Below are 20,373 nucleotides of genomic sequence, written 5' to 3' on the forward strand. Positions count from 1 at the left end.
CACACCAAAGGAATGCGAAAACATGTTCGCACATGCTGGCTATGATACGTAACCGCAATTATTCGGAAAACGCACTAGGCGCTTAGCCGTCCCCAATCCTGGGCAAAGTCGCTAGCGGCCTGGTCGAGAGCTTCTTCCGAAAGGATGCCCCTGCTACTGGCAAAGCGTTCGAGTGCCTCCCGCGCGTCTTCGGCCGTTCTCTCACCACTGAGAGCTTTGCGGCAAACCGCAAGCGCACCGTGGTAGTCCAAGTCCGAAATGCCATTCCATTCCAACAACAGGTCGTAGGCGTCCAGGACGGTTTCCACGTCACGGGGAAAGCCGAGGCCGACGAAAACTGATACGGGCTGAACGAATGTGAGATTGGCCATTGATACCGCTCCTTTGTGACGACGCTGTTTCAGCGGCAGAAATAGGCGACACCAAGATTCGCTCCGTCACAAATGGAGAAAGAGGCAGGCGTTTCCGTGAGGATGTGGCAGGACCGTTCTGCCACAAGCCACGAGTCCACCGCCCACCCGGACCGGGATTAATCCGACTGGATGGGGAAAGAGCAGCTATTCCACCGTTTCGATTTCCTCCGCAGATGACCACCGTTTCCTGCCAGCCGAGCCTGCATGTCCTGCGCGTGATGGCGGGGATCGCGATCCATCTTGCTGATCATGGGAATGCTCCATCGCTTCGGTTTCCATTTTGACCCTCCGGCGGATTGTGGATTTAATCAACAACCATATAATCGGCTTCCGATATCGATATTCGATTTTGAGATTATATTGGGGCAATCAGGGCATGGAGCACCAGGAGCTATTGTCAGGGTTCATCCGACTGCACGTCCTGCATCATGCCGTCGAAGGCGATCTCTACGGGCAATGGATGATCGAAGAGCTGGCGCGGCATGGCTACCGCGTCAGTCCGGGCACGCTCTATCCAATGCTCCATGCCATGGAGCGCAAGGGCTATCTCCAATCGATCACAGAACGCGCCGGGCGATCGCATCGTCGTGTTTATCGCGCGACGCCCTTTGGGATCGAAGCTCTGGCGATTGCTAAGGACAAGATTCGGGAGCTGTTTCGGGAGGTCGTATCCGAAGATGGCGGTCGCTGAGAATGTGCCTCAGGGAACAGCAGGCGAAGTGTTTCACGCCTTTTTCAAACTCGGCCTGACATCGTTCGGCGGGCCGATCGCCCATCTCGGCTATTTCCGCGATGAACTCGTGGTCCGCCGCAAATGGATCGACGAAGAGGGCTATAGCTCGTGCTCCGATCCGTTAGAGCGGTCGCTTGAGATTCCGAGCCTCACGAATGATCGATGCCCGATCCGGGCCGATAGGGCAGGATGGCAGCCAAGCCAATTACATTGACGCCAGCACGCGTGCGGCGGACTTCAGGTCGGCTGTCTCCAAGCCTTCCGCGAAACCATCGAAGACCGGCTGGAGAAGTGCTCGGGCGCGCTCATGTTGCCCGCGGGCGGCCTGAAGGGCGGCCAGGTCGGTGGCGGTGCGCAGTTCCCATGCCCGCGCGCCTTGGCGGCGACTGAGTTCGAGCGCTCGCTTGAAATACAGTTCCGCCTCGTCGGTAGCGGGTTGTGGTGCTGCAAGGACAAGGCCGCCTTTGACGCGCAGCAATTCCGGCAGATAGCAGAGTTCCCCGTTGACCTCGACCAATCGGGTCGTCTCGTCGACCAGTGCCAAAGCTTCAGGGAACCGGCCTGTTGCGGCAAGGCCCTGAACGAGCGCGATATTGAGCGGCGTGGTGTGGAGTTCGTATGGGGCGGCGTGAAGCTCCGCCAAACAGTGCTGAAGCATGCTGACCCCGCTATTCGCATCACCTTGGCGAATCAGGATGCCGCCAGCGTAGCCGCGCCCCAATGCGAGGTAAGGGCCGAACGAATTGTATTCGGCATGGGAGAAAAGACGATTGATATGCTCCTCAGCACTCTTGAGGCTTCCGGTCCAAAGGAACACGGTGGCCGCCCAAATCAATGCAATGGATAAACTTAATGGGTGAGCCAACTCTTCTGCATCCCTGGTCGTCAGCAGAACGCGCTCTACCGCCCGATCCGGATAGCCTTGCAGCCAAAGTGTCCTCGCCAGAACCGCGCCGGCAAGAATCCTGCCGTCGAAGCCGAGATAGTTTGTCGTGGTCCGGTCCGAACGCGGTCCATGTAGCACCGCCGCTTCGAGCGCGGTCTGGGCACGGCCCAGCTCTCCGCTGAGGTGAAGCGAAATTCCCGTCAAGGAATGCGCCAATGTGGTGGAGACGGCGTCCTCAAGCGTTCCGGCGATGACGGAACAGCGCTCCGCGTACTGCAGCGCAGTCCTGAACTCCCCGGTGCGCAGGTGAAACATCTGCAGGGGGCCGAGTATCTGAAGCTGATCGAGCGCATCGCCAGATCGTTCGGCAATGGCAAAGCTTCTGTTCAACGCCACGCGTGCTGCATCCCTCCCTCCGCGCGTGAACATCAGTGATACCCCCAGGGCCGCCTGAAGATGCATCTCTTCCAATCCGCCGCGCGTGGTGTCGTCGAGGGCAAGAACCGCCTGAACCGTCCAGCGATGGCATTCAGTCAGCAAGGACATCGACAGAAAAACTGGAGCAGCAGCGGCCGCCAGCCGGACGCCGACTTCAATATTCCCGTTGGGTCCGAAGCACCATTCCAGCGCCGAGCGCACATTGGCGAGTCCGGCGAGATGAAGCGACCGTTGCGTCGCGCTCGACAGGGTCGGCCATTCGGCTCCCGTCTCCTCCAGCCAGTGCAGATAATGGGTCGCGTGACGTGCGGCCAGGCTCACGAGTTCGGCATCGTCGACGTCGCGTTGGAGGGCATAGGCCCGGGTCGTGTCAAGCAGGCGATAACGCATCGTTGCACCGGCTGGCCTCGCCGCAAGCATCGATTTGGCGATGAGGCTATCGATGGCGCCAAACACGTGCGCATCGTCAACGGTCGCGCTCGTCACGACCTCCAGGGCGGCCTCGATCGAAAAATGGCCGACAAACACGGCTAGCCGGCGAAGCAGCCGACGTTCGAGCCCCGACAAGAGTCCGTAACTCCAGTCCAAGGTAGCCTGGAGCGTTTTCTGGCGCGGCGGCGCGGTGCGTTGCCCTGGCCACAACAGCGTCAGGCGCTCGTCGAGAAGTACCGCAGTTTTCCGCAGACCGTAGCTCGCAACTCGTCCGGCAGCCAATTCAATCGCGAGCGGCACGCCGTCGAGCTTCCGGCAAATGTCTGCCACGACCGCGGCATCCGCATCGTCGAGGTCCAGATGCGCGCCGCTCGCCGCGGCGCGCTCCACAAACAGTTGGGTCGCCGGGAAGGTTTGCGCAACGGTCGCGGTGAGTTCCAGAGCGTCCGGCGCGCAAGCGAGCGGCGCCAGCTTATAGACGTGTTCCCCTTCGACCTGGAGGGGTTCGCGGCTCGTCGCCAGTATGTGAACCTGCGGTGCAGCGGCGAAGATGCGGGACGCCAGGTCTGCCACCGCGTCGATGACATGCTCACAAGTGTCGAGGACCAGGAGGATGCGCTTGTCCGCCAAATATGAGATCAGGGCGGACGCAGGATCGTCGGATTGAATCGACAGCCCGAGCATTGAGCCGACGGTTGTGAAAACCAGGTTCGGATCGCTCAGCGCCCCGAGATCGACAAAGTGGACGGCGCCGGCGAACGCTTCGATTAGATCGTGCCCCACCGCCACCGCAATGGTGGTCTTGCCGACCCCGCCCGTGCCGACGACCGTGACGAAGCGCATGGCAGTCAGCTTGGTCGATAGCGCGAGAGTTTCATCGATGCGCCCAACCATGCGGGTCAGACGGCTCGGCAGGTTGGCATGCGGGTAGCTGGTGGCGAAATCTTCTTGTACTTCTCCCCCACTGCTCGATTGCGAGACGGGCGCCACGAAGCTGTAGCCGCGTCCCGTCAAGGTCGCGATGTAGCGTGCGCCATCCTTGCCGTCCCCCAGAGCCTTTCGCAGATTGGCTATATGAAACCGCAGGCTGCCTTCCTCGACGGTGACATCGGGCCAGACACCAGCCAGCAGATCCTTCTTGCTGACGATCTGGTTAGGTCGCGCAGTCAAAATTGTCAGCATGTCGAAAGCGCGCGTTCCCAGATAGACGGGAGCGCCCCGCCGCAGGAGCAGTCGTTCCTTCGCAGTCAATGTGAAAGGGCCAAAATTTATCGTCTCACTCGCCTGCACCAACGGCCCTATCATGATGTCTACTTTCGTTGTGCTGGCGAGCGCTAACATCCCATCACAATGCATAACGGGTGCTTCAGGCGATCTCTCTCTATGTGTTTCCAGGCAGCAGGAAGTCTCTCTGCCGACCGAACAAAGGAGAATGATCATGCCCGCATCGTCGATGCTGTTCAACCTCCTACAATTCCATGAGGAAGTTCGGGTCGCTTGAGGCGGCGTCGCTGCACGACCAATGTTTCATCAAGAAGGATTTCAAAACCATGACGGCCAAAGAGAAACTGGTTTACACCGCCAAGGTCCGCACAACCGGCGGCCGGGAAGGAGCGTCCCGCAGTTCCGACGGTAGGCTGGACATCAGGCTCTCGACGCCCGGCGGCCCCGGCAGCGGCACCAATCCCGAGCAGCTCTTCGCAGCCGGCTGGTCGGCCTGCTTCGAGGGTGCGATGGCGATCGCCGCCCGCAAGATGAACGTCAAGCTGCCCGCCGAACTGGCGATCAATGCCGAGTTGGATCTGAACGTTGCGGACGACGCCTATTTCCTGCGCGCTCGCCTCAATGTGAGCCTGCCGAACCTCGACCGCGAAGTTGCGCGAGCCGTCGTGGACGCGGCGCACCAAACTTGCCCGTATTCGAAGGCCACACGAGGCAACATCGAAGTCGCGATCAATCTGGTCTAGCCCAAACACAATTGGGCAGTTTCATCTCACTCACAACACAACCACGGGGACGGTTTACCAATGGACACGACCAACATCCCGGAAGAAATCGACGATCGTCGCCGGCGCTTCTTTGGCGCGGCGGCCGCGACCATCGCCGCAGTGCAGTTCGTCGGGATCACAGCGGCGGGCGCGCAGACGGGCGGATCAGGCCGGCGCACACCATCGGGCGGTGCGGGCGCCCCGTTCACCTCGCTGAAACAGATCGACGCGGGCGCCGTGAACATCGGATATGCGGAGACAGGCCCAGCCGACGGCCCGGCTGTCATCCTGCTGCATGGGTGGCCCTACGACATCGACAGCTTCACCGAAGTCGCCCCATTGCTGGCATCGGCCGGCTATCGCGTGATCGTCCCCTATCTGCGCGGCCACGGTACGACGCGCTTCCTCTCCGGCGATACGTTCCGCAACGGTCAGCCCTCAGCGGTGGCGCTCGACACCGTCGCTATGATGGACGCGCTGAAGATCGAAAAAGCGATCCTTGCCGGCTATGATTGGGGCGCCCGTTCGGCCAACGTCATTGCAGCGCTGTGGCCTGAGCGCTGCAAGGCCATGGTCTCGGTGAGCGGATACCTGATCGGCAGTCCCGAAGCCGGCAAGACGCCATTGCCGCCGAAGGCCGAACTGCAATGGTGGTATCAGTATTATTTCGCGACCGAACGCGGCCGGGCCGGCTATGACGAATATCGGCACGATTTCGCTAGGCTGATCTGGGAGCTTGCCTCGCCGAAATGGGATTTCGACGACGCAACATTCATGCGCAGCGCAGCGGCGTTGGATAATCCCGATCACGTCAGCATCGTGATCCACAACTATCGATGGCGTCTCGGGCTGGCCGATGGCGAGGCGAAATATGACGAGTTGGAAAAGCGGCTGGCCGCATTTCCTGTCATCGCCGTGCCGACCATCACCATGGAAGGCGACGCAAATGGCGCGCCGCATCCTGCTCCTGACGCCTACGCCAAGAAATTCTCCGGAAAATACGAACACCGGCTGATCACGGGCGGCATTGGGCACAATCTGCCGCAGGAAGCGCCGCAAGACTTTGCTCAGGCCGTCATCGATGTCGACCGCTTCTAATGTCGGCAGAACGGAGCCATTCAATGAAACCGTCACACCTCCTGCCCTCCGGGATCATATTGGCGTCAGTTGCAATGGCTGCGTCTCTGGGAGCCGAAAGCGGTGCGGTTGTGAAAGACGCATCGCCGATCTACGGCGTCACGATTCCCGAGGGATATCGGCAATGGGAACTGATCGCGCCCGCGCTGGAGGCAGAGCCTTTGAACGAGCTTCGGGCGGTTTTGGGCAATGCAACGGCGATCGAGGCATACGGTGAAGGGACGCTTCCGTTCCCCGACGGAACCGTTCTTGCGAAGCTTGCCTGGAAGCACATCCAGTCGCCCGAATCCGAACCCGCCTCCATCCCGGGTTCCGCCACCACGGTGCAGATTATGGTCAAGGACTCGGTAAAGTACGCCGAGACCGGCGGCCGGGGTTCGGCCGATTTGTCGGCGGCAAGCCGGTCGACAAGGCGCAGCACCAAACCTGCTTCGCGTGCCACGAAGCTCGCGTGAAAGGACATGATTTCGTGTTCACGCGGTTCGCGCCTTAGCGGGATCGCCGATATCCACGGGCGGTTCGGCCGAGGGGAAGCATATCATGACGCAACGATGGCTCATCACCGGGCGTTGGCGCGGTATCGGTCGCGCACCCTGCCGGAAGCAGTGCTCCACGCGGGTCACTGTCATCGGCGGCCGACAGCCGTCCGTCCGTACAGGTTCACAAACTTTCAAAGGAAATCACAGATGAAGAGAGTGTTGGTAGGATTGGCAATAGCGGGAACCATATTCAGCAACGCATATGCGCAAACTGACAAGCCCACCATCGTCCTGGTTCATGGTGCGTTCGCCGATGCATCGAGTTTGAACGGCGTCATCGAAGTCCTCGAGAAGGACGGCTTGACGCGGCCTGGTGGGTCGATCCGATACCAGTCACCGTCATGGTCCAGAAAATAGCGGTAGGCGTCGACGTTGAAATTCCCAGCCATGTCGTTGAACAGCAGTTCGCCGACAGTGCCGTCCGGCTTGGCCTCGGACATCGGACATCGGCCGCCATGGGTTCTCGCGGTCGTAGGTTTCACGCGCCTTGCGCTCGGCGATGGTCATGCAACCTCCCCCGCGCTCCGGCGTTTTAGTTCGCGTGTTGCATGAGAGGTAAGCCCATGAAGAACTTCAGCGCGAGTATCTGGGCCAAGGATGGTGAGTTCGGCATTCGTCCGATCGGCTCTGTCGAAGAAGCGCAGATATTTCTCGAAGGCTGGCCGCAGGCAGGGCGAAGCCCACTCTATTATGTTGCCACAAACAGCATCGAATCTGCCAAGGCAGGTTCGATCCCGCCCGACGAAGCCAAGCATGCCCTTTTCGAGCTTCTGGAGGACGCCAACGCTCTGGCCGAGGAAAAGCTTGCCACTTAAAGTCATGCCTTCCGCTACGAGGACTATCGCCGCGACAGCGCTGACCGCCAGCAGATTATGACGCTGGCCACCGACGAGTTCATCCGCCGCTACCGGTGCCAGCGCCTCGGGAACGATGGCGCAGGTGCGCACCCGCCCGTCTTTTAAGGTGGCGATCAAACCCGCCTCCTCCAGCACCGACAGATGATGGCGATCGTGTACAAATTCGACGATCATGTAAAAGAACGACTGTCTATGTACGATACTGTCATCTTATGGAGCTTATAGAAGAAGTTTCTGGTCCGTAGAAATTTCCACAAGAGAGACAGCTGCTCGAACGGATCAAATTGCTAAATACACGCCAAAACAAAGCGGGAATAAGCTAAATAATACTGGCCTACGGTGAAGATATTACCATGCGGTTCCCGTGTCATCCCGAAATTGTCCTTCTGCCGGTAAACCTCAGGCGATAATTTCTCATCAACTCGATCGTCGGTAAGGCGATCCGACAACCTAAAGGATCATACCATGCGTATTAAAGCTATTTGTCTAGGTGCGGCACTTGCCCTCTCCAGCGGCGGAGCGTCAGCTGGCGCACTTGATGCTGCTGACTTCCTGGAATCTTTCTACACCGATAGCAGCATGAAAGTGCTGAAGCCTATGCCGGAATTCAAAACTGCCTTCATGGCCAGGCCCCAATCCGACCGCGAGATGATGATGAGAGAATGCCAAGACGCGGCTCAGAGCAAGCCTTATGCCGAATTCTGCGCAAACGTAAATGCGCTACGCGGCATGCAATAGCCCTGCTCGTCCCATCAGGGCTAGCTTAACATTGGCCTGCCCGCGCGTGAATGATGGCGGTTAACGTGCCCGCCATCATCAGGAACGTTTGAAATAGAGATGTGTGGGCATTCATAACAGCGCTTGCGACTTTGGATGCCAGGCCCACAGATATATTGTTGAATATCTACAGCCGGCGGCAGATCCTCAGAGGTTGTAATCAACTTTGGGGAATCTTTCGGCGCATCGCGCCACCCTATACCTACGACGAATACGGTGCCGCTAATCACCGACCGGCAATGCGGCCTGACATTGGAAATACGCCTTGATCGGGCGCATCTGCACCTTGGACAGCCACATCAAATCACTCGTGACGGCACCTTCCTGCGCCACCAGTGAACTGCGGTCATGCCGCGTAGAAGGAGACGGATATGAACTCGAACAAGGGCGTTGCCTTAATCACCGGAGCGTCGTCGGGCATCGGCGCGGTTTACGCGGATCGCCTGTCGCGTCGTGGCTACGATCTGATCCTCGTCGCCCGCAACCGTGATCGTCTGGATGCGCTGGCAAGGCGCATAGGCGAAGACACCGGGCGGGCGGCGAAAGTGATCGCCGCAGATCTCGGCGACAGAGCCGACCTTGGGCGTGTCGCAGAAGCCCTGCGCCGCGACCACAGCGTCACCATGCTTGTGAACAATGCCGGGATCGGAGCGACGGCGCCACTGCTCGGATCGGATGTCGACAAGATGCAGGCGTTGATTGAACTGAATGTCAGTGCGCTTACCCGCCTGACCTATGCGGCAGCGCCAGGTTTTGTTGCGCGGGGCGGCGGCACGATCATCAACATCTCATCGATCGTTGCCATCCATCCCGAATTGTTGAATGGCGTCTATGGAGGCGCCAAGGCCTTCGTGCTGGCTTTCAGCCAATCCCTCGATCACGAACTCAAGGGCAAAGGTGTTCGGGTACAGGTGGTCTTGCCAGGGGCGACAGCCACAGAGTTCTGGGGTATTGCAGGAACGCCGGTGGACCACCTTCCGAGCCAGATCGTCATGAGCGCTGAGGATATGGTCGACGCCGCTCTGGCTGGGCTTGATCAGGGCGAATTGGTCACCATTCCGGCACTGCCGAATGCGACTGACTGGCAAGCGTATGAAGTCGCTCGGCAGAAGCTCATACCGAACCTGTCTCGCAGCCGGTCCGCTCCACGTTATATCCGTTGAGCCGGCACTCGAAGCAATCAAATTTTGCCAACTGATCTACGGCAATTTGATCTGGTTGGTATGTACGTCGAACTGATGGGCCAGCTCGACCAGGGTCTTTTCGACCTTGATGGCGGTAAGAGCCACCTTGGCCTTGAAAGCCGGCGTGTGATTACGGCGCGGTCGTCTCGTCATGGTCTCTCCTGTCCGAACAATATTGGCCATCGCCAGGCAGAAAATCCACTTAACCCGCTGTCCAATCTTCCCGAGCTAGCTTTGTCTTTGGAACAACGACGACTAGCCGATCGAAATTGGTGGCCATCTACAAACTCGACAACTGCGTAAAAGCTTCCATCGTATCCAACCGTATAATGATGAGATTACGTGGTGGCTCTCTAATGAACTGACGGATTACCAGACACGTTCATTGGAACTTTGGATCGCTTCGAGAGCAGACCAGCCTTCATAAAGCGAAACCGGCCACGGAGCGGCGCGATTTAGTACCGCTCTTCTCAAAGAGGCGGCGCGAAACAGGTTTCGTATCCGTCCGTTCTTAACCCAATACGCAAGGAGTCTAATCCATGACAAAGATCGGAATCATCCTCGGCTCGACGCGCCCAGGCCGCAACGGCAAAGCGGTCGCCGACTGGGTTTATCAACTCGCCTCACAGCGCGATGACGCGACATTCGAACTGGTCGACCTGCTCGACTACCCGCTGCCGCATCTGGACGAGCCTTATCCTCCTACGATGCAGCAGTATCAGAACGAGCATACAAAGCAGTGGTCTGCCAAGATCGCATCCTTCGACGGCTATGTGTTCGTCACCCCGGAGTATAATCACTCCATCTCCGGTGTCCTCAAGAACGCGATCGACTATCTCTACGTTGAGTGGAACAACAAGGCCGTCGGGTTCGTCTCCTATGGCGGCGTTGGTGGAGCTCGCGCTGTGGAGCATCTGCGACTGATCGCTGGGGAGTTGCAGCTTGCTGATGTCCGTAGTCAGGTCACACTTTCACTGATCACGGAGTTTGCAAATTTCAGCGTCTTCAAGCCCGGCGAATATCAGCAGCCGGCGTTGCAGTCGCTGCTTGACCAGCTCATCGCCTGGTCGAATGCGTTCGCTCCCCTTCGCCGCAACACCGCGGCCTGATCCACGCGCAGTTCTGGAGTATGAGCTATGTCTCTCAACGGTAAGAATGCGCTGGTGACCGGCGGCTCACGTGGGATCGGCAGGGCCATCGTAGAACAGCTGGCCCGTGATGGGGCCGGTGTGGTCGTCGCCTATTATCCGCCCGAACGGGCCGATGCCGAAGCGGTCGTTCAGGGCATCGAGGCCAACGGCGGCACGGCAATCGCGCTCGGCGCCGATGTGGCCGATGCAGGCGAGCTACGCGGCCTGTTCGACCAGGGGATCGCCCATTTCGGCGGGCTCGACATCTTCGTCAACAACGCGGCCGACGTGCGCCATGGCACGATCATCGACACCACGGACGCAATGTTCGATGCCCAGTTCGCCACCAATACGCGCGCCGGGTTCATCGCCCTACGGGAGGCCGCTTTACGCCTGCGCGACGGGGGGCGAATTGTTTCGATCTCGGCCGGGCTTACGGTGATGCCCAGAACAGGCACAGGCGTCTATGCGGCCAGCAAGATTGCAGTCGATCATCTCGTCCGTGTGCTCGCGCACGAGATCGGGCATCGCGGCATCACCGTCAACAGCGTCATGCCCGGCGCTGTGCTGACGCTAGCATTGAAGAACGCAGGCGAGGCGATCATCGCAGCGGAAGTGGCGAACACGCCACTCGGCCGTGTCGGTCTGCCCGAGGATATTGCCGACATCGTTGCGCTGCTGGTTTCCGATGATGCTCGCTGGGTCACCGGTCAGGTCATCGGCGCCGGCGGCGGAATGTTCTGAGAGTCTTCTCTGATTGGGGGTCGTCGCGGTCAAGATGCTCCTGCACTTTTTTGCTGGAGCGTTCCGCGGGTCACTCACTTCTCTTCGCGGTCGGCGCTTGGGCCGCCGCATGATGGGTCAGGAGAGCGAGACGTCTCAATCTGTTTCACGACCTTGCCATGGTTTTAGTTGGCAGGTTCGGGACACTCAACGAGATCGCCTCGCCCGTCGTCCCCGACGGAACGATCTGGACATCGCCCTTTCGGGCAAGAACTCTGGTAGTGTTCCCTGCTCCTTCTCGTCGGCCCGGTTCACGCCGCCAGCGCGGCCGGCTCCTTTCCAAAGCGCAATCCGGCCCCTCGGTCCACATGCGATGCAGGATTACCGCCAGCTTGCGGGCGACCGCCACGCGCGCCCGCGCCATGCCGCGGCGTCGGGCGATGTTCATGCCCCACGCTCGGAGGCTCGACCATTTCTTCGAGCGCACGAGCAGCGAATGCGCCGCTTCGTAAAGGGCGGTGCGGGCGAGTTCGTCACCGCAGCGGCTGACCTTGCCCTGGATGTCGGTCCGCCCGACTGGTAGCGCGTCGGCGTCAGCCCCAGATGCGCCCCCGCTGCCCGTGACGAGCCGAACCGCTCCGGCCGGTCGATGGTGGCGCGGAAGGCGAGCGCGGTGATCGGCCCGACGCCTGGTGCGCTCATCAGTTGCCGGCAGACCTTCTCCGTGCGGGCAATGTCAAGAACCTGCTTTGTCAGCCGGGCGAACTCCTTCAGCATGACGGCGAGGATGGCGAGCAGCGGCTCGACCATCGCCATCACCTCGGCGTCGGCGCCGGCCAACTCGCGCACTCGGCCGGCACTGCCGGCTCTTCACATGCACCTGCCGATACCAGCCGGTGCGCATGATCTGCGCTAGCACACGCGCGTCGTTGCGATCGGTCTTTTTGGGCATGGTTCTCATGGTTGCATTGGCAGCCCGCGTCTCGATGCAGATCGCAGGCCAACCTGCGGCGCGCAGCCCATCGTGAAGCCAGGCCGTCAGCGAGCAGGCTTCCAGACCGATCCGCTCGAGCGTAAGCCCAACTTTGCGCAACGCTTCGCTCAACGCCTCCGACTCGCTCGCCGCACGCGTTTCCGTCACGATCCGGCCGTCCTCATCGACAATGCAGATCGCGGTCTCTTCCAAAGACACGTCCAGTCCGGCAGAGTACGTCATGGCTGCTCCCTTCCGATGTTTGTGGCGCTCCAAAGCGACTACGTTCTAACATCCAACAGGAGCAGCCGGCCGCTTCCGGGCTCAGCCGAGACCCCAATCACCCCATCTGTTTGATAATGCCTATTGGTGAGAGATTCTCCTGAGGAGGAGACTTCCGAGGGCGACATGGATCATGGCTTGCGAGCAGTCGATGCGCTCTTCATAATCGCGCACGAGGCGTCGCCATCTTGTCATCCACCCGAAGGTGCGTTCAACGACCCATCGGCGCGGCAGGACCTCGAAGCCGACGGCGGCATCGGAGCGTTTGACGATCTCGATTGTGAAGTCGAGGAAGGCGGCCTTGTCCATAAGCTTCGTGCGATCATAGGCGCCGTCGGCGAAGAGGTGCTTGAGCCACGGCCAGCGCTTGCGCACGGTGTCGAGGATCATCTGCGCGCCTGCACTGTCGGAGATGTCGGCGACCGTGAGGTTGACCATCAAGAGGCGGCCATCGGTGTCGACCGCAATGTGTCGCTTGCGTCCGACGACTTTCTTGCCCGCATCGTAACCTCTTGTTTTCGCTTCCGGAGCCTTGACTGACTGGCTGTCGATAACGCCACCTGTCGGGCTCGCCTCGCGCCCGACCCGTTCGCGATCCAGCATCAGCGCCACGTCGTGGGTCGTCTGGAACATGAAACGCCGCACGAAGCGGCGGAACCACCGGTAGACGGCCTGCCATGGCGGAAAATCCTTCGGCAGCATGTGCCAGCCGCCGCCCGAGCGGGCCAGGTACCGGATCGCGTTCAACACCTCACGCATACCCGAAGAGGTGCTGCGCATGCCCGGCGGCGAGCAGATCGTGATTACCGCCGGCAACGCCCCCGCAGTTCGGCTACCGCAGCCGTTGCAACCCGTATTTTCCCATCCAGGCGTGCCCCATTGATTGGCCGGCAGCAACGTATTTAGCGGCGGTGCAACCTTGGCTTGTTATTCGCCGCTAGGAATAGTGGAGCGATCAAGGCTCTTCAGCTTTCGTGGACACGCTTAGCGTTTAGCGGCGTTAAGTGACGTTAAGCATCGTGTAATTCGCTGGAAAGGATAGCACCGGAACCCCAGATCGGAGCTGTCCGAACGACGCATCCTCCCGAGCACGTCGTCTGATGGACACCACCTTAAACTGGAGAACCGAAATGAAGACAATTGCTTTCGCCCTCACGGCGATCATCCTTTCCGCAGGTAGCGCTTCCGCCGGGAGTGACAACTTTATGCCCCCCTCTGAACTGTACGCGACTGCGGGCACGGACGCGTCCCAGAAGGCATCCATCAAGAATGCCCCGAAGACGATGGCCCAGAGTGTCGTTTCGACAGGATCGCCCTACAACCCGGCGGACTCACACGGGCGGGGTATCTGGGGTCGCTGACAGCATAAAATGACGATGAACGGCACCCCACTGGGCGCCGTTCATCGTGTATCGAATGTTGGCACCGTCCTCGCAAGAGCCTCGGTCCGGATGTCTGCGGGGAAACGACAGCTAGATATAAGCGGCGATCATCTGCAAATCTGACAAATACGTAAAAGAAAGGTGCGGATGTCTACCGTACTTTTGGAATATTACCTAGGCGCATCTCATGTTATCGCCTATGAAATCGACTAATCATCATAAGAGAGGCCACTATGACAGAACAATTTCTAACGACCAATCGGCGTCGTTTTCTTGTCAATTCGGCAACTGCAGCCCTCGTCACTTCGACGATTGTAAACTCAATCGGCATGGGTTCTGCACAGGCCTCTGCCTCCAACGAGCCCGCAATCCAGCCGTTCAGCGTGCATATTCCCGACGAAGACCTGGCCGACCTGCGCCAGCGCGTGCTGGCAACCCGTTGGCCGGCCAAGGAGACTGTCGCGGATCAATCGCAGGGCGTCCAACTGGAGAAGCTCCAGGATCTCGTACGCTACTGGGGGACCGACTACGACTGGCGCAAGGCAGAGGCAAAACTGAACGCGCTGCCGCAGTTCGTCACCGAGATCGACGGGCTCGACATCCACTTCATTCATGTCCGTTCGAAGCATCCGGATGCGCTTCCGCTGCTCATCATCCATGGCTGGCCGGGCTCGGTGCTGGAAATGCTGAAGGTCATCGATCCACTGACCGACCCGACGGCACATGGCGGCAAAGCCGAGGACGCCTTCGACGTCATCATCCCCTCGATGCCCGGCTACGGCTTTTCAGAGCAGCCGACTGAATCCGGTTGGGGCCCCGACCGCATGGGGCTGGCTTGGGACGTGCTGATGCAGCGCCTCGGCTATGAGCGCTATGTGGCGCAGGGCGGCGACTGGGGCTCCGTCGTTTGCGACAGGATGGCGAAGCAGTCGTTGCCGGGATTGCTTGGCATCCACGTCAACATGCCGGCCACCGTGCCCGCCGATGCCGCCAGGGCGATGAGCGCGGGAGATCCGGCACCGGCTGGCCTCACCGACGAGGAGAAGGCGGCTTACGATCAACTGAGCACCTTCTTCAGCAAGAACGGCGCCTACGGTGCCATGATGACCACCCGTCCGCAGACCGTCGGCTATGGGCTGTCGGATTCGCCTGCCGGTCTCGCTGCCTGGATGTACGACAAGTTCAACCAGTGGACCTACAGCGGCGGCGATGCCGAGCGCTCCCTGACCAAGGACGAAATGCTCGACGATATCTCGCTCTACTGGCTCACCAACAGCGCGATCTCGTCGGCCCAGCTCTACTGGGAAAACAACGCCAACAACTTCAACGCCGTCGATATCGATATCCCGGCCGCGGTGACGGTGTTTCCGGGCGAGATCTATCAGGCGCCGCGCAGCTGGGTGGAAAAAAGCTACCACAACCTCATCTATTTCAACCAGGTCGACAAGGGCGGCCACTTCGCAGCGTGGGAAGAACCCGAGCTGTTCAGCTCGGAAATCCGCGCCGCGTTCAGGTCGCTACGGTAGCTCTCAACTTTCAGCCAAAAAAGCTGGAGCACCATCCGTGCGCCGCTGGGTGCACGGCGCTCCGGCCGATACCAAACAGTAATTCAACAAGGAACATACGATGTCCGAGAAAGTCCTTTACACGGGCAAGGCCCACACCTCGGGAGGCCGGGATGGCCAGTCGCGCAGTTCCGACGGCCGCCTCGACATCAAGCTTTCGTCTCCCGGCACCGCCGGCAGCGGCACCAATCCGGAGCAGCTGTTCGCGGCCGGCTGGTCCGCCTGCTTCATCGGGGCGATGGGCCTAGCAGCCGGCAAGCTGAAGATCGCGCTGCCTGCCGACACCGCGATTGATGCCGAGATGGATCTGGCGAAGGACGATAGCGGCTATTTCCTGCAGGCCCGCCTTAATGTCAGCCTGCCTGGTCTGGAGCGTGGCGTTGCCCAGAGCCTTGTCGATGCGGCGCACGAGACCTGCCCATACTCCAAGGCCACGCGCGGAAATATTGGCGTCACGATCAATCTGATCTGAGCCGGACCTACGGCAAAGCCTGCCGCGAGACGAGCAGGTGGCGCACCCGAAAGTCGGCCGGCAGAGCGCCTCCCCCCAGCGCCGAAGCTTTGGCTAAGCACCTCCCTCTGACGCCAGACCGCCGGCCGAATACCAACCCTCATAGATAATGATTGGAACGATGCAATGACTGACCCCGTCGATGACAACCGGCGCCATTTTCTCGGCCTCGCGGCCATGACGATGGCGGGTGCACAGCTACTCGCCACAGGACGAGCTGGCGCGCAAGCTTCCGAGGAAAACTCCGTTCATGCACTGCCATCTGGTGCAGGTGGCCATACGGCATTCGGCTTGCTGAAGCAGATATCCGCCGGCGATCTCGATGTCGGATATGCTGAGGATGGCCCTGCTGACGGTCCGCCGGTCATTCTTCTGCATGGCTGGCCCTACGATATTCACAGCTTCGTCGACGTCGCCCCCTTGCTGGCGTCGGCGGGCTACCGGGTGATCGTGCCGCATCTGCGCGGTCATGGCACGACACGTTTTCTCTCGACTGAAACATTTCGCAATGCCCAGCAGTCGGTGGTTGCGCTCGACATCATCGCCTTGATGGATGCACTCAAGATCGAAAAGGCGATCCTTGCCGGTTACGACTGGGGCGCGCGCACGGCCAATATCATTGCCGCGCTGTGGCCCGAGCGCTGCAAGGCGATGGTGTCGGTCAATGGTTATCTGATCAACAATCTCGAGCGCAACAAGTTGCCCCTGCCGCCGCAGGTCGAGCATGGCTGGTGGTATCAGTATTATTTCGCCACCGAACGCGGCAAGGCCGGCTACGACGCGAACCGGCGTGAATTTGCGAACCTGATCTGGAAGGTCAATTCCCCGAAATGGGACTTTGACGACGCCACGTTCGATCGTAGCGCGGCTTCCTTCGACAATCCTGACTATGTCAGCATCGTGATGCACAATTACCGCTGGCGGTTGAGCATCACAGCCGGCGACCCGCGCTATGACGCGTTGGAAAAGCGACTGGCGGCTGGTCCGGTCATCGCGGTTCCCACGATCACCCTGGACGGCGATTCGGACGGTGTCGCACCCGCGTCGGACGGCACCGCCTACGCCAAAAAGTTCTCCGGAAAGCGGACGCATCGGATCATCAAGAACACCGGCCACAATCTACCTCAAGAGGCCCCCAAGGCTTTCGCCGAGGCCGTCATCGAAGTCGATGGATACTGACCCCATCCCGGTGACGTAGACGGCGCAGGTAGACCGCCATGCGCTACGCCTTGGTTTTCTATCTTTCAGAAAGGAATCTTTTCCATGCTGGAAAAAATCAGTCACAATCGGCGGCTCTTTCTCGGAGCCGCCACTATTGGGCTAGCAGCTTCCCAGTTCGCGAGAGCGGCAGAACCCGCGTGTGTCCACGCTGCCGGAGCGAGCAACACCATGGGTACAGCATCCGCTCCCGGTGCGTTCTCGCCGTTGAAACGCCTTGAACCGCTGATGAAAATCGATGCCGGGGTGCTCAGTATCGCTTATTATGCCGGTGGCCCCGCCGAGGGGCCGGTCGCGATGCTGATGCATGGCTTTCCCTATGACATTCACAGCTATGCCGACGTTGCCCCGCTTTTGATGGCGCGCGGCATGCGCGTCATCGTTCCCTATTTGCGTGGTTACGCGCCGACGGAATTTCTCGATGGATCGACGCTCCGTTCCGGGGAGCAGGCGGCACTCGGTGCCGATCTGATCAATCTGATGGACGCGCTCGATATCGAGCGGGCCGTGGTCGCCGGTTATGACTGGGGTGGCCGCGCCGCCTGTGTTGCGGCCGCTCTCCATCCGGAGCGATGCATCGGGCTCGTCTGCGTCAACAATTATCTCATTCAGGATATCGCCAAGTCACAAAAGCCCGTCCCGCCAAAAGGCGAAGTCCCACTCTGGTATCAGTACTATTTTCACCAGGAGCGCGGCCGTGCTGGCTTGGAAGAGTACCGGAACGAAATTGCACGCATCCTGTGGACGCAGTGGTCGCCTAACTGGAAATTCGACGACGCTACATTCGAACGCGCGGCCATAGCCTTCGACAACCCCGACTATGCCGACGTCGTCATTCATTCTTACCGTCATCGCTTCGGTCTGGTGGCTGGCGATCCGCGCTATGCCGATATTCAAAGCAAGTTGGCTGTGTTGCCTGCAATCAACGTGCCCTCCATCACTCTGGACGGAGACAATGACGGCGTGGTTGCGGCGACGGATGGGAAGTCCACTGCCGTCCATTTCAAAAACAGACGTGATCACCGGATCGTTCCCGGCGTCGGGCACAACCTGCCGCAGGAGGCGCCCGAAGCCTTTGCCAACGCCGTAGCGGAACTGGCCGGCGTTTAATTGTGGCCCATGAGCCCTGCCGGCAAGCGGCTGGCCATAAACACAACACAGATGAAAGGAGGCCAGTATGAGGGCGGTTGTGGTTGGACTGTGTGGAATTGTCATGGCGATCGTTCTGTTTTCTCTTGGACCAATCGTCGCCGAGGCGACGGTCGAAGAAAGAGCCTCGCCCATATTCGGCGTCACGATCCCCGAGGGGTATCGACAGTGGGAATTGATCGCGCCGGCGCTTGAAGCCGAGCCCTTGAACGAGTTGCGCGTCGTTTTGGGAAATTCAGTGGCAATCGACGCCTATCGGGCCGGGACACTTCCCTTTCCCGATGGAGCTGTCCTTGCCAAGCTTGCCTGGAAGCATGTCCCTTCGCCAGAATTCGAGCCAGCCCTTATTCCCGGTGCGGCCACCACAGTCCAGATAATGGTCAAGGACGCGAAGAAATATGCGGCAACCGGCGGTTGGGGCTTCGGGCGTTTTATCGACGGCAAACCCGCAGATGCGGAGCAGCACGAAACATGCTTCGCTTGTCACGAATCCAGGGTGAAAATGCACGATTTCGTGTTCACCCGATGGGCGCCATAGACGACGAAACGCCGCCCGTCATGCCGATCAACCACTGTGCAGGAGATTTCGGCCGGTTTTAATGGCAGGCACCCTCGAAATCCCCCACGAAGAGGCCTTTTGAAAAGATAGCAGCGGTCGGCCGGTGGCGATCATCCCGCACATCGCACTGGACAAATTCCCTCATGCGACATAATTATTATTGTAATAATCATTATGTCGATATTTTTTAGCGAAAGGACCCCCGCTAGATGACCCTTCTGATCATTGCCTATTTCGGTGGCGTATTGACGATACTCAGCCCGTGCATCCTGCCGGTGCTGCCATTCGTCTTTGCTCGCGCGCAACAACCTTTCTTCAAGGTCACGCTGCCGATGCTCGCTGGCATGGCGGTCACTTTCGCCGCGGTCGCCACGCTTGCGGCATTCGGCGGTAGCTGGGCGGTTCATGCCAATATATATGGCCGTGCCGCCGCGCTGGTCCTTCTGGCCGTGTTTGGGGTGACGCTCATTTCTCCACGTCTGGCCGAGGTGCTGACACGGCCGATCGTTTCCTTTGGGAACCGGCTTTTGAACGCGACCGGCGGGCCACGGGCATCAGCGACGATCTGCAGTTCCGTGCTCCTTGGTGTGGCAACGGGACTTCTGTGGGCCCCCTGCGCCGGTCCGATCCTCGGCCTCGTGCTAACCGGCGCGGCCCTTCAAGGCGCCACAGCGGGAACCACTTTTCTTCTCCTTGCCTATTCGGCGGGTGCTGCGACGTCGCTCGCCTTGGCAGTTCTCGTTGGCGGACGCGTGTTCGCAGCCATGAAACAATCCCTGGGTGCCGGCGACTGGGTCAGGCGCGGACTGGGCATCGCCGTTCTTGTCGGTGTGGCCGCAATCGGAACGGGTTCCGACACCGGCTTCCTCGCCGGCATCTCCAGTTCCGGTACCGCCAGCATCGAACAGACACTTCTTGATGTTTTCAATTCGAACGAGCAGAGACCAACTAAAGATCCTATCGCCAGCAGCCTGTCGGCGGTTGCGGTGGATGGCAGAAGGGGCGTTCGCAGCGGTCTTCCCGTCGAGGGTCATTTCCCGTCTCTGGATGGAGCAGTCGAGTGGTTGAACTCTTCACCCCTGACCACCGAGCAGTTGCGCGGCAAGGTGGTTCTAATCGACTTCTGGACCTACTCCTGTATCAATTGCATTCATACGGTCCCTCATGTCCGCGCTTGGGCCGAGAAGTATAAGGATCAGGGGCTTGTGGTCATCGGCGTGCACGCGCCGGAGTTCGCCTTCGAAAGGAAAGTCGACAACGTCAAGCAGGCGGTCGAGCGCTTCGAGATCACCTATCCGGTGGCCATCGACAACGACTACAAAATCTGGCGGGCGTTCGGCAACAATTACTGGCCGGCCCACTACTTCATCGATGCGAAGGGGCAGATCCGCTATCACTATTTCGGCGAAGGCGCCTACGACAAGTCCGAAAAGGTAATCCAGGACCTATTGGCGGAAGCGCGAACGTCCAACGAAGCGACGCTGCCGGAAGCAACGA

16 protein-coding genes and 7 pseudogenes are annotated in these 20,373 nt (G+C 59.8%); 16 read left to right on the top strand and 7 right to left on the bottom strand.

The window, feature by feature from the left end:
- Positions 1–74: 74 nt before the first annotated feature.
- Complete coding sequence (locus tag ACX3P1_RS22485) at positions 75–371, bottom strand: DUF982 domain-containing protein (RefSeq protein WP_459081822.1); 297 nt, start codon at positions 369–371, stop codon at positions 75–77.
- A 418-nt stretch (positions 372–789) separates the two neighbouring features.
- Between ACX3P1_RS22485 and ACX3P1_RS22490 the strand changes: the two genes are divergently transcribed.
- Together ACX3P1_RS22490 and ACX3P1_RS22495 are read left to right on the top strand one after the other, a co-directional pair.
- Positions 790–1,104: a PadR family transcriptional regulator gene (locus tag ACX3P1_RS22490; RefSeq protein WP_459081823.1), complete on the top strand. Its 315-nt coding sequence runs from the start codon at positions 790–792 to the stop codon at positions 1,102–1,104.
- Positions 1,091–1,252, top strand: a pseudogene (locus ACX3P1_RS22495) (chromate transporter); the annotation flags it as partial. The gene ACX3P1_RS22490 and the pseudogene ACX3P1_RS22495, both read left to right, overlap by 14 nt.
- A gap of 99 nt (positions 1,253–1,351) precedes the next feature.
- On the opposite strand, the gene ACX3P1_RS22500 reads toward ACX3P1_RS22495, so the two are convergent.
- The gene (locus tag ACX3P1_RS22500) at positions 1,352–4,207 is read right to left on the bottom strand and encodes a winged helix-turn-helix domain-containing protein (protein WP_459081862.1); all 2,856 of its coding nucleotides are present in this window, start codon (positions 4,205–4,207) and stop codon (positions 1,352–1,354) included.
- 245 nt (positions 4,208–4,452) lie between these two features.
- Here ACX3P1_RS22500 and ACX3P1_RS22505 point away from each other — a divergent pair, with 245 nt between their 5' ends.
- The 4 genes and pseudogenes from ACX3P1_RS22505 to ACX3P1_RS22520 form a co-directional block, all read left to right on the top strand.
- Positions 4,453–4,869 (top strand): organic hydroperoxide resistance protein, encoded by a 417-nt coding sequence (locus ACX3P1_RS22505; protein WP_459081824.1) that lies wholly within the window; start codon positions 4,453–4,455, stop codon positions 4,867–4,869.
- A 60-nt stretch (positions 4,870–4,929) separates the two neighbouring features.
- Positions 4,930–5,988 carry an alpha/beta fold hydrolase gene (locus tag ACX3P1_RS22510; RefSeq protein WP_459081825.1) on the top strand — a complete coding sequence of 353 codons (1,059 nt, stop codon included), beginning with the start codon at positions 4,930–4,932 and terminating at the stop codon, positions 5,986–5,988.
- Between the two features lie 74 nt (positions 5,989–6,062).
- Positions 6,063–6,520, top strand: a pseudogene (locus ACX3P1_RS22515) (cytochrome P460 family protein).
- A 193-nt stretch (positions 6,521–6,713) separates the two neighbouring features.
- Positions 6,714–6,866, top strand: a pseudogene (locus ACX3P1_RS22520) (alpha/beta hydrolase); the annotation flags it as partial.
- Here ACX3P1_RS22520 and ACX3P1_RS22525 read toward each other — a convergent pair.
- Together ACX3P1_RS22525 and ACX3P1_RS22530 are read right to left on the bottom strand one after the other, a co-directional pair.
- Positions 6,803–7,006: a hypothetical protein gene (locus ACX3P1_RS22525; protein ID WP_459081864.1), complete on the bottom strand. Its 204-nt coding sequence runs from the start codon at positions 7,004–7,006 to the stop codon at positions 6,803–6,805. The pseudogene ACX3P1_RS22520 and the gene ACX3P1_RS22525 sit on opposite strands and share 64 nt — an antisense overlap.
- A 465-nt stretch (positions 7,007–7,471) precedes the next feature.
- A pseudogene (locus ACX3P1_RS22530) lies at positions 7,472–7,567 on the bottom strand (transcriptional regulator); the annotation flags it as partial.
- Between the two features lie 321 nt (positions 7,568–7,888).
- Between ACX3P1_RS22530 and ACX3P1_RS22535 the strand changes: the two are divergent.
- Positions 7,889–8,161, top strand: a complete 273-nt coding sequence (locus ACX3P1_RS22535) for a hypothetical protein (RefSeq protein ID WP_459081826.1) — start codon at positions 7,889–7,891, stop codon at positions 8,159–8,161.
- A gap of 410 nt (positions 8,162–8,571) precedes the next feature.
- Positions 8,572–9,363 carry an SDR family NAD(P)-dependent oxidoreductase gene (locus ACX3P1_RS22540; protein WP_459081827.1) on the top strand — a complete coding sequence of 264 codons (792 nt, stop codon included), beginning with the start codon at positions 8,572–8,574 and terminating at the stop codon, positions 9,361–9,363.
- Positions 9,364–9,411: 48 nt separating this feature from the next.
- On the opposite strand, the pseudogene ACX3P1_RS22545 reads toward ACX3P1_RS22540, so the two are convergent.
- Positions 9,412–9,537: pseudogene (locus ACX3P1_RS22545) on the bottom strand (transposase); the annotation flags it as partial.
- Positions 9,538–9,923: 386 nt separating this feature from the next.
- Between ACX3P1_RS22545 and ACX3P1_RS22550 the strand changes: the two are divergent.
- The gene (locus ACX3P1_RS22550) at positions 9,924–10,493 is read left to right on the top strand and encodes an NADPH-dependent FMN reductase (protein WP_459081828.1); all 570 of its coding nucleotides are present in this window, start codon (positions 9,924–9,926) and stop codon (positions 10,491–10,493) included.
- A gap of 27 nt (positions 10,494–10,520) precedes the next feature.
- Positions 10,521–11,258: an SDR family oxidoreductase gene (locus ACX3P1_RS22555; RefSeq protein WP_459081829.1), complete on the top strand. Its 738-nt coding sequence runs from the start codon at positions 10,521–10,523 to the stop codon at positions 11,256–11,258.
- Positions 11,259–11,548: 290 nt separating this feature from the next.
- On the opposite strand, the pseudogene ACX3P1_RS22560 reads toward ACX3P1_RS22555, so the two are convergent.
- Together ACX3P1_RS22560 and ACX3P1_RS22565 are read right to left on the bottom strand one after the other, a co-directional pair.
- Positions 11,549–12,453, bottom strand: a pseudogene (locus ACX3P1_RS22560) (IS110 family transposase).
- A 120-nt stretch (positions 12,454–12,573) separates the two neighbouring features.
- Positions 12,574–13,272, bottom strand: coding sequence for an IS5 family transposase (locus ACX3P1_RS22565; protein WP_459081863.1), 699 nt, complete (start codon positions 13,270–13,272; stop codon positions 12,574–12,576).
- A gap of 835 nt (positions 13,273–14,107) precedes the next feature.
- Between ACX3P1_RS22565 and ACX3P1_RS22570 the strand changes: the two genes are divergently transcribed.
- The 6 genes and pseudogenes from ACX3P1_RS22570 to ACX3P1_RS22595 form a co-directional block, all read left to right on the top strand.
- A complete protein-coding gene (locus tag ACX3P1_RS22570; protein WP_459081830.1) occupies positions 14,108–15,400 on the top strand; it encodes an epoxide hydrolase family protein in 1,293 nt (430 codons plus the stop codon).
- A 100-nt stretch (positions 15,401–15,500) separates the two neighbouring features.
- Positions 15,501–15,911, top strand: a complete 411-nt coding sequence (locus ACX3P1_RS22575) for an organic hydroperoxide resistance protein (RefSeq protein ID WP_459081831.1) — start codon at positions 15,501–15,503, stop codon at positions 15,909–15,911.
- Between the two features lie 165 nt (positions 15,912–16,076).
- Complete coding sequence (locus tag ACX3P1_RS22580; RefSeq protein WP_459081832.1) at positions 16,077–17,129, top strand: alpha/beta fold hydrolase; 1,053 nt, start codon at positions 16,077–16,079, stop codon at positions 17,127–17,129.
- 84 nt (positions 17,130–17,213) lie between these two features.
- On the top strand, positions 17,214–18,278 hold the full coding sequence (locus tag ACX3P1_RS22585) for an alpha/beta fold hydrolase (protein WP_459081833.1): 1,065 nt from the start codon (positions 17,214–17,216) through the stop codon (positions 18,276–18,278).
- Between the two features lie 103 nt (positions 18,279–18,381).
- Positions 18,382–18,855, top strand: coding sequence for a cytochrome P460 family protein (locus ACX3P1_RS22590; protein ID WP_459081834.1), 474 nt, complete (start codon positions 18,382–18,384; stop codon positions 18,853–18,855).
- Positions 18,856–19,085: 230 nt separating this feature from the next.
- Positions 19,086–20,369: pseudogene (locus ACX3P1_RS22595) on the top strand (cytochrome c biogenesis protein DipZ); the annotation flags it as partial.
- Positions 20,370–20,373: the final 4 nt, after the last annotated feature.

This window comes from Mesorhizobium sp. A623 (genome assembly GCF_054489405.1).

Excerpts from the sequence above, each read along its gene's own strand:
- ACX3P1_RS22590 (WP_459081834.1), top strand. The coding sequence starts at position 18,382 with ATGGCGATCGTTCTGTTTTCTCTTGGACCAATCGTCGCCGAGGCGACG.
- ACX3P1_RS22510 (WP_459081825.1), top strand. The coding sequence starts at position 4,930 with ATGGACACGACCAACATCCCGGAAGAAATCGACGATCGTCGCCGGCGC.
- ACX3P1_RS22555 (WP_459081829.1), top strand. The coding sequence starts at position 10,521 with ATGTCTCTCAACGGTAAGAATGCGCTGGTGACCGGCGGCTCACGTGGG.
- ACX3P1_RS22575 (WP_459081831.1), top strand. The coding sequence starts at position 15,501 with ATGTCCGAGAAAGTCCTTTACACGGGCAAGGCCCACACCTCGGGAGGC.
- ACX3P1_RS22585 (WP_459081833.1), top strand. The coding sequence starts at position 17,214 with ATGCTGGAAAAAATCAGTCACAATCGGCGGCTCTTTCTCGGAGCCGCC.
- ACX3P1_RS22550 (WP_459081828.1), top strand. The coding sequence starts at position 9,924 with ATGACAAAGATCGGAATCATCCTCGGCTCGACGCGCCCAGGCCGCAAC.
- ACX3P1_RS22490 (WP_459081823.1), top strand. The coding sequence starts at position 790 with ATGGAGCACCAGGAGCTATTGTCAGGGTTCATCCGACTGCACGTCCTG.
- ACX3P1_RS22525 (WP_459081864.1), bottom strand. The coding sequence starts at position 7,006 with ATGTCCGAGGCCAAGCCGGACGGCACTGTCGGCGAACTGCTGTTCAAC.
- ACX3P1_RS22570 (WP_459081830.1), top strand. The coding sequence starts at position 14,108 with ATGACAGAACAATTTCTAACGACCAATCGGCGTCGTTTTCTTGTCAAT.
- ACX3P1_RS22540 (WP_459081827.1), top strand. The coding sequence starts at position 8,572 with ATGAACTCGAACAAGGGCGTTGCCTTAATCACCGGAGCGTCGTCGGGC.
- ACX3P1_RS22565 (WP_459081863.1), bottom strand. The coding sequence starts at position 13,272 with ATGCGCAGCACCTCTTCGGGTATGCGTGAGGTGTTGAACGCGATCCGG.
- ACX3P1_RS22500 (WP_459081862.1), bottom strand. The coding sequence starts at position 4,207 with ATGATAGGGCCGTTGGTGCAGGCGAGTGAGACGATAAATTTTGGCCCT.
- ACX3P1_RS22485 (WP_459081822.1), bottom strand. The coding sequence starts at position 371 with ATGGCCAATCTCACATTCGTTCAGCCCGTATCAGTTTTCGTCGGCCTC.
- ACX3P1_RS22580 (WP_459081832.1), top strand. The coding sequence starts at position 16,077 with ATGACTGACCCCGTCGATGACAACCGGCGCCATTTTCTCGGCCTCGCG.
- ACX3P1_RS22505 (WP_459081824.1), top strand. The coding sequence starts at position 4,453 with ATGACGGCCAAAGAGAAACTGGTTTACACCGCCAAGGTCCGCACAACC.
- ACX3P1_RS22535 (WP_459081826.1), top strand. The coding sequence starts at position 7,889 with ATGCGTATTAAAGCTATTTGTCTAGGTGCGGCACTTGCCCTCTCCAGC.